General features: G+C 40.4%; 5 protein-coding genes and 1 pseudogene. 4 read left to right on the forward strand and 2 right to left on the reverse strand.

Going from position 1 to position 7,039, the window contains the following annotated elements; genetic code table 11:
* The 4 genes and pseudogenes from F6K13_RS35780 to F6K13_RS11615 form a co-directional block, all read left to right on the forward strand.
* Positions 1–105, forward strand: a pseudogene (locus F6K13_RS35780) (hypothetical protein); the annotation flags it as partial.
* Between the two features lie 53 nt (positions 106–158).
* Positions 159–875 (forward strand): GUN4 domain-containing protein, encoded by a 717-nt coding sequence (locus tag F6K13_RS11605; protein WP_287287423.1) that lies wholly within the window; start codon positions 159–161, stop codon positions 873–875.
* 61 nt (positions 876–936) lie between these two features.
* Positions 937–1,050, forward strand: coding sequence for a toll/interleukin-1 receptor domain-containing protein (locus F6K13_RS11610; protein WP_240041533.1), 114 nt, complete (start codon positions 937–939; stop codon positions 1,048–1,050).
* Between the two features lie 17 nt (positions 1,051–1,067).
* Positions 1,068–2,192, forward strand: a complete 1,125-nt coding sequence (locus tag F6K13_RS11615; RefSeq protein ID WP_124154221.1) for a GUN4 domain-containing protein — start codon at positions 1,068–1,070, stop codon at positions 2,190–2,192.
* A 75-nt stretch (positions 2,193–2,267) separates the two neighbouring features.
* Here F6K13_RS11615 and F6K13_RS11620 read toward each other — a convergent pair whose 3' ends face one another.
* Both F6K13_RS11620 and F6K13_RS11625 read right to left on the reverse strand, forming a co-directional pair.
* Positions 2,268–6,257: a magnesium chelatase subunit H gene (locus F6K13_RS11620; RefSeq protein WP_287287425.1), complete on the reverse strand. Its 3,990-nt coding sequence runs from the start codon at positions 6,255–6,257 to the stop codon at positions 2,268–2,270.
* A 356-nt stretch (positions 6,258–6,613) separates the two neighbouring features.
* Entirely contained in the window at positions 6,614–6,898 is a 285-nt protein-coding gene (locus tag F6K13_RS11625; protein WP_124142893.1) for a tetratricopeptide repeat protein, read from the reverse strand.
* Positions 6,899–7,039: the final 141 nt, after the last annotated feature.

The raw sequence follows: 7,039 nt of genomic DNA on the forward strand, positions 1-7,039 counted from the left end.
ACACGGGAAACATCGACTCCTGGAATATTTCAGGTAGTAATAGAATATGAACATGAACCAGCAGGTCGCTATGCTGCACGAGCAGCGGTGAGACTTTGCCAATCCAACAGGAAATCTATCTTAGAGATTGCGCAGGTGAAACCGAATTTTGGGAAGGAATGGTGGGATATAGAGAGTACAATACAGCGGAAAAGTGGACGTGCTTTTGTAAGAAAGTAGGATGGTACAACTGGTTGGGGCAGCGAAAGCTTTACGATGAACTAACATTTGATGATAAAAAAGCACCTTTAGGACATCTCCCTCAACAAAGTTCGTCTATAATAGAGTCTGTAAGTCGTGGCTTTCTTTCCCACTTGGGAATTGAAAATGACTATAGTCACTCTAATTTAGAGGAATTAGAGAAACAGCTTAGTTTGGGAAAGTGGAAATTAGCAGATTCAGTAACTTGTTTTCATCTGTTACAACTTGTAGGACGTACAAATGAAGGTTGGCTGGGAGCAGAAGATATAGACAGGCTTCCTTGTGATGACATTCACAGAATAAATAAACTTTGGCTCAAATACAGTAATGAACGTTTTGGGTTTAGTGTTCAGAAGGAAATTTATATTGGTACTGGAAATATATTGGGAAAACTGAACAAAGATGCTTACAAATTATTTGTACAGAAAGTAGGATGGAAAAAACAGCGAGATTGGGGGTTTAGTGGAGGATGGTTATCTTACGATGATATTACTTTTGATCTTGCAGCTCCAAGAGGACACCTCCCTGTTGTGGATAAACGACTAAGAATAATAGGAGAAAAACTACATTGGAGGACTAGCAATCAATATGATTTTTCTCTCTTGACGCGCCGTTTTTTGACTTGTAGTCTGTAGCACTTTCGGGTGCAAGTCTACACTATTGTACTCAACCAATATTAAAAACTCTAACATATAAATGTCTGATCCAAAAAAGTTTAATGTTTTCCTTTGCCACAATAGTCAGGACAAACCTGCCGTTGAAAAAATTGCCGAGGAACTTCTTGCTCAAATTGCTGGTGTTGAATCTTGAAAAAAGGAAGATAGTTAATGGCTGAAACAGAAAAGTTTGATGTCTTTCTTAGTCATAACAGTCGTGATAAAGATAGCATTAGAATTATTGCACATCAACTTGAACAAGGGGGTTTTATCACATGGTTCGATGAAGATCAATTTAAAGGAGGAATTGTATGGCAAAAAAAACTCTATAAAGCACTTGATAAAACTAATCTTGCTTTCTTTTTTATTGGAACAAATGGTGTAGGACCATGGCAAGAGGAAGAGATAGACTATTTACATAATCGTTATATAAGTAGTCGCAAGAAAAATATATCCATTATTCCTATATTTCTACCTGGAGCTGGTATCAAGGATGTTCCTAGAGACCTAAATTATCTAAATAAGTTTCAGTTTATATTTCTTCTTAACTTGGATGATTATAGCGAAATTAGCAAATTGTTGGAAATATTTTCAACTTTTGGCATAGTCCCAAATAAACGAAAAAAAAAGCCTAAGAAGGACGACGACCCCACACCAAAAAAAACGCATCCTTGTGGCTACATTAGGTTAGAGAGATTGCTTAATCAAGGAAAATGGAAAGAGGCAGATGAAGAAACTATTACTTGTATGGTAAAAGTTTCAGAGCAAAAGGGAACAGGAAGATGGCTGAATTTCAAGCATATAGAAAACTTTCCTTACACAGACCTTTGTACCATTGACAATCTCTGGGCAGAAAATAGCAAAGGCAAATTTGGTTTTTCTGTCCAAAAGGAAATTCATCAGATTTCTATGAGTAAAACGAAAAATAATAAGCAAGGATGGAAATTGTTTTGCAGTAGAGTTGGCTGGCAAAGAGCTGATATGGAAACAGAAAGTAATTTAACTGGACACTTTCCTCGGAAAGTTTGGCAACGCATTCGACTTTCAACAGTTGCAACAGTTGAACCCCCATTCTTAGATTTATATACCGTCATTAGTCTTATCATTAGCTCTATAGTTAGCTTAGGTAGTGCGATTATACTTGCTAATATATTAGATGCAGGTAATCATTTTCACCCATCATATGTTTTATGTTTTTTGCTTTGGTGGGGTATTATGATATATAGGGGAGTATCTCGACAGCGATTTGAGGCAAAAATGATAGTTTTTCAGACTTTACTTTCAAAAGTAAGGTGAGCAAATATTCACCCACCCTACCAATGGATAATTAATAATTAGAGATAACTTTCATTATCATCCATTATCCATTAATTACTCTATCCCTTCTATCCGATCCTCTACTTGCTGATACAACTCACGCAACTTATCCAAATTACTCTCACTCGTCTCCCAATAACCGCGACCGTTCACTTCCAACAATGTAGTCACCATCTTGCGGAACGAATGCGGATTCAAATTCAACAACCGCTGCTGCATCTGCTCGTCTTTAATAAAGGTCTCATTCACATCTTCATAAACCCAATTATCAACGGCACCAGCAGTCGCACTCCATCCCATAGTATTCACGAGACGCTTTGACAACTCCCGCACTCCTTCATAACCATGAGACAACATTCCCTCATACCATTTTGGATTCAACATTTTTGTCCGCGCATCTAAACGTACTGTCTCAGATAATGACCGCACCTGAGCATTGGCAGTTGTCGTATCCGCAATATAAGAAGATGGTTTTTTACCATCATCTCGGAGAGTCGCTACAATCTTTGTCGGATCGGAATCAAAATAATGACTCACATCCGTCAAACTAATTTCCGACGAATCTAAATTCTGGAATGTCGCATCCGCAGTTTTCAACGCTGACTCAAACACTTTCCGGTTATCTTCCATCATTCCTGGGTTGTCAGAATTAAACGCAAACGACTTGCGCTTCAAATACATTTCCTGTAATTCTGACTCATCTTCCCAGGTACTATTCTCTACTGCCAAGTTAACGTTAGCAGCATAAGAACCGGAAGCATTAGAAAATACCCGCGTTGCAGCTTGACGTAAATTTACTCCTAAATCTTCCGCTTGCTTGAGAGCGTGCTTCCGCACAAAGTTCATCTCTTCGGGTTCCTCTGCTTCCGCTGCCATTTTCACAGCTTTATCCAAAAGGTTCATTTGATTGATAAATAAATCTCGGAATACACCGGAACAGTTAATCACGACATCAACGCGCGGACGACCTAATTCCTCCAATGGAATTAATTCCAACTTATTCACCCTACCCAAAGCATCAGGTACAGGTTTCACACCTACCATCCACATTACCTGAGCGAGAGATTCACCGTAAGTCTTGATATTGTCAGTTCCCCACAACACAACAGCGATAGTTTCTGGATATTGCCCACCATTTTCTTGCATCTGTCGCGCCAATAAACGGTCAACCACAATTTTTGCCGACTTAACCGCAGCAGCAGTAGGAATAGACTGGGGGTCGAGGGCGTGCATATTCTTACCAGTAGGCAAAACATCGGGGTTCCGAATAGGGTCGCCACCAGGTCCGGGTAAAATATATTCCCCTTCCAACGCTCGTAACAGGGAACCCAACTCATTATCAGCACAAACCTGCTCAAGGCAAAATTCCAAATATTCAAACAGAGGTTTAATAAGTTCCGCATCAACATCCGGAAAACCTGCTGTTTCCAAAGCTTCTATCCAAGGTGCTTTTTTCCTCATGTTGAAGAAATTGAGTTTGCTAACCATGGAAACTCGACCTTCAGCATCGGTTTGTTGTTTCACTAATGCAGCAACAGCAGCACGAGTCGCTTCCGTAATACTCTGAACTAACTCTACATCTGCCAAAATACCTTTATTATTGTTTTGGTAAAGTTCCTCAATATCTCGGTTGAGACTATTAGCAATTATTCGAGGTAAACCAGTTATCCCTTCCTCTTCTCTGTCTAAACTAGCAATATTTACCAAAGTAGCGATCGCCTCTTCAGCACTAGGAGGTTTACCAATAATGTGCAAACCACAAGGCAACAACCGAGACTCAATTTCCATCAGTCTGCGATAAACATCCCCAACAATTTTATCCCGTTCCTCAGCAGTCAACTCCTGAGCATCTTTTTCTGGCAGCGTCACATCCTGGTCTAAATTCACTATCCGACACTTATCCATAATAGTGTTGACAATGGGAATACCTCGTCCGCTATCCTTCAAAGTTTGATAGGAACCGATCAACTCGTTCAACTCCTGCAAACCCTTATATAAACCAGCATTTTCCGCAGGGGGAGTCAAGTAAGAAATAGTCTCAGCATAACTCCGACGTTTAGCAATAGTCGCCTCACTAGGATTATTCGCTGCATAATAATAGATATTGGGAATACTACCAATCAGATTATCAGGATAACAATCTCCAGACATTCCAATTTGCTTACCAGGCATAAATTCGAGAGAACCGTGAGTACCAAAATGCAGCACCGCATCAGCTTTCCAAATTTGTTCTAAATAAGTATAGTAAGCAGCAAAACCATGATGGGGACTAGCGGAACGAGAGAACAACAACCGCATCGGGTCGCCTTCATAACCAAATGTTGGTTGTACTCCAATAAAAACGTTGCCGAAACTCTTACCGTAGATTAATAAATTTTCGCCATCGCTATTCAGGTTTCCTGGAGGGGGTCCCCAATTTTCATGTAAACGTTCGGAATATGGTGTCAAACTTTCATATTCTGCAACTGACATCCGGTGAGCAATATTCAACTCCGGACTTTGATACCGAGCAGTCGCATCATGGATGACTTGCTTCATCAACTCTTCTGCGGAGTCTGGCAAATCTTGAATATCGTAACCGTTACCTTTGAGTGCTTTGACAACTTCATAGATAGAACCAAATACATCTAAATATGCAGCAGTACCAACATTTCCTTTATCTGGTGGGAAACTGAAAATAGTAATAGCAACTTTTTTATTCAGTTTAGGTTTACGTCTAAGAGTTGCCCACTTGAGAGCACGTTGAGCAACAGCTTCGATGCGGTCTTGGAGAGCGATCGCTTTTCCGGTCGCCCCATCCCGTCCAGACATAATAATAGGTTCGATCGCTCCGTCAAGTTCAGGAATAGCTATTTGCAAAGCTACTTGTATGGGGTGCAAACCAAGTTCGCTTTCTTCCCATTCTTCCGTAGTTTGGAAAACCAGAGGCAAAGCTACCATATATGGTCGGTTCAACCGTTTCAAAGATTCGATCGCCTTCGGATGGTCTTGTCTAGCAGGTCCCCCCACCAGTGCAAAACCTGTCAAAGAAATAACTGTATCTACTAATGGTGTGGGTTCAACTCCTTTAGCAGCAACTTCCCAGAAATAAGCATCGACTGGTTTAGAAAAATCTAACCCTCCAGCAAATACAGGCACAACTCGCGCTCCCATTGCCTCCAACTCTTGCAACATCGCAACATAGTGAGCATCATCTCCCGTAACTAAGTGAGTACGCTGCAATACTAAACCAACACAGGGAGCGAGGGGGTCTTTCAAATCTTCAGAAATGTCTTGGCGCTGGTTGTACCAGTTGAGATACTCTTTAACATCCTCAAACATTTTTGGTGCGAGGGGATGCCAGATACCCATGTCTGGATAAACTACTGGATCAACATATTGGAGAGAGCTGTTTTTCTTATCTTTAAAAACATATTTATCTGCCAACATCAGTAGGAAATTTTCCAGGTTTTCCGACGAACCCCCTAACCAATATTGGAAACTAAGCATAAAGTTTCTAGCATCCTGCGCCTTATCAATAGGCATATACTTCAACACTTTCGGCAGAGTTTGCAACAACTTCAGCATTCCATCTTGGAAAGAAGAACCAGATTTTTCCTTCCGCTTCCGCATGAACTGAGCGATCGCGCTTTTGCTCTGACCTAGTTGTGCCATTGAGAAACTTCCCATTTTATTCAGGCGCATCACTTGAGGCATGGAAGGGAATACAACAGCAGCGTCCAGCTTATCTCGGTGGGGGGTAACAGCCTCCACTACTTTTTCGGCCAGGTCTTCAATGAAAATTAGGGAAGCGATAAAGATGTTAGCTTCAGAAACTTCTTTTTTAAAGTTTTCGTAATTTTGTGGGTCTCTTAATTCCTCTATTAAATAGCCACTAATTTCAATGGCCAAATTAGGACTTTTTTCGTTGATAGAGCGCACCGCTGCTGAGAGAGAACTCTGATATTGTGCTTCTAGAACGATATATACAACTTTTAAGAGCGATCGCCCTTTCAAGTCTTCTGGGACAATGTGGCGAACGGCGGGTTTAACAGATGTGAACATTAAGTATTGCTCCTTGAGGATAATTGCTGATACTTAATGAGTATATTTACCAGAAAATGTGAAAAAAAGGTAGGGTAAGTTCTTGTTTTGATACAATTCTATAAGAATTTGGAAATTTTTCGTTACATTTATTGACAAAATGAGGAGTATATACTCTCAATCTTTGTTCATAAAAGTTAAGGCGATTTGTATACAAAATAATCTGGGATGAGGGTATAAATTATCAATTACCTGATGATGAGAAATTAGGATATGTAATTAGTTTTGCTTATGAATTTAATAAGACAGGACTTAACTAATTTTCTGACCTGCATTTTACTGAGGTAAAAAACAAACCGAGAACGGAAATCACCTCCCTACTCTTCGCTCTCCATCTGGGAGATAATCTGCAAACTCCTTTGATCAGATAACTCCCCTTGACGATTTTCGTTAAGGACTTGCTGCAAAAATATTCCATAATTCTTCATAACAGTCTGAGTATTGGGATGCTCTTCTCCTAGTTGTGAAAACAAAATAGTCAATGCTTTTAAAAATAAAGGTTCCGCTTCTGTGTATCGCCCCTGGAATTTGTAGAGACCTGCCAGGTTGTTGAGACTGGTGGCAATATCTGGATGTGCCGACCCCAGTAGTTGCTTTCTCATTTCCAAAGCTTCTGTATAGAACCCCTAAACGGATCTATTTAAAAATAGAGAAGGAGATGGGGAGATGGGGAGATGAGAGTATTTTTCTACCTGCAAGGGAAGCTACCAGGTTTGCTATTGGGCGACGCGGGGTCTCATCCG

The sequence above is a fragment of the Okeania sp. SIO2B9 genome (assembly GCF_010672505.1).
In the GTDB taxonomy this organism is placed as follows: domain Bacteria; phylum Cyanobacteriota; class Cyanobacteriia; order Cyanobacteriales; family Microcoleaceae; genus Okeania; species Okeania hirsuta.

Bases quoted from the DNA above. Each gene is read 5' to 3' on its own strand.
- F6K13_RS11615 (WP_124154221.1), top strand. From the start codon at position 1,068: ATGGCTGAAACAGAAAAGTTTGATGTCTTTCTTAGTCATAACAGTCGT.
- F6K13_RS11625 (WP_124142893.1), bottom strand. From the start codon at position 6,898: ATGAGAAAGCAACTACTGGGGTCGGCACATCCAGATATTGCCACCAGT.
- F6K13_RS11620 (WP_287287425.1), bottom strand. From the start codon at position 6,257: ATGTTCACATCTGTTAAACCCGCCGTTCGCCACATTGTCCCAGAAGAC.
- F6K13_RS11605 (WP_287287423.1), top strand. From the start codon at position 159: ATGGTGGGATATAGAGAGTACAATACAGCGGAAAAGTGGACGTGCTTT.
- F6K13_RS11610 (WP_240041533.1), top strand. From the start codon at position 937: ATGTCTGATCCAAAAAAGTTTAATGTTTTCCTTTGCCACAATAGTCAG.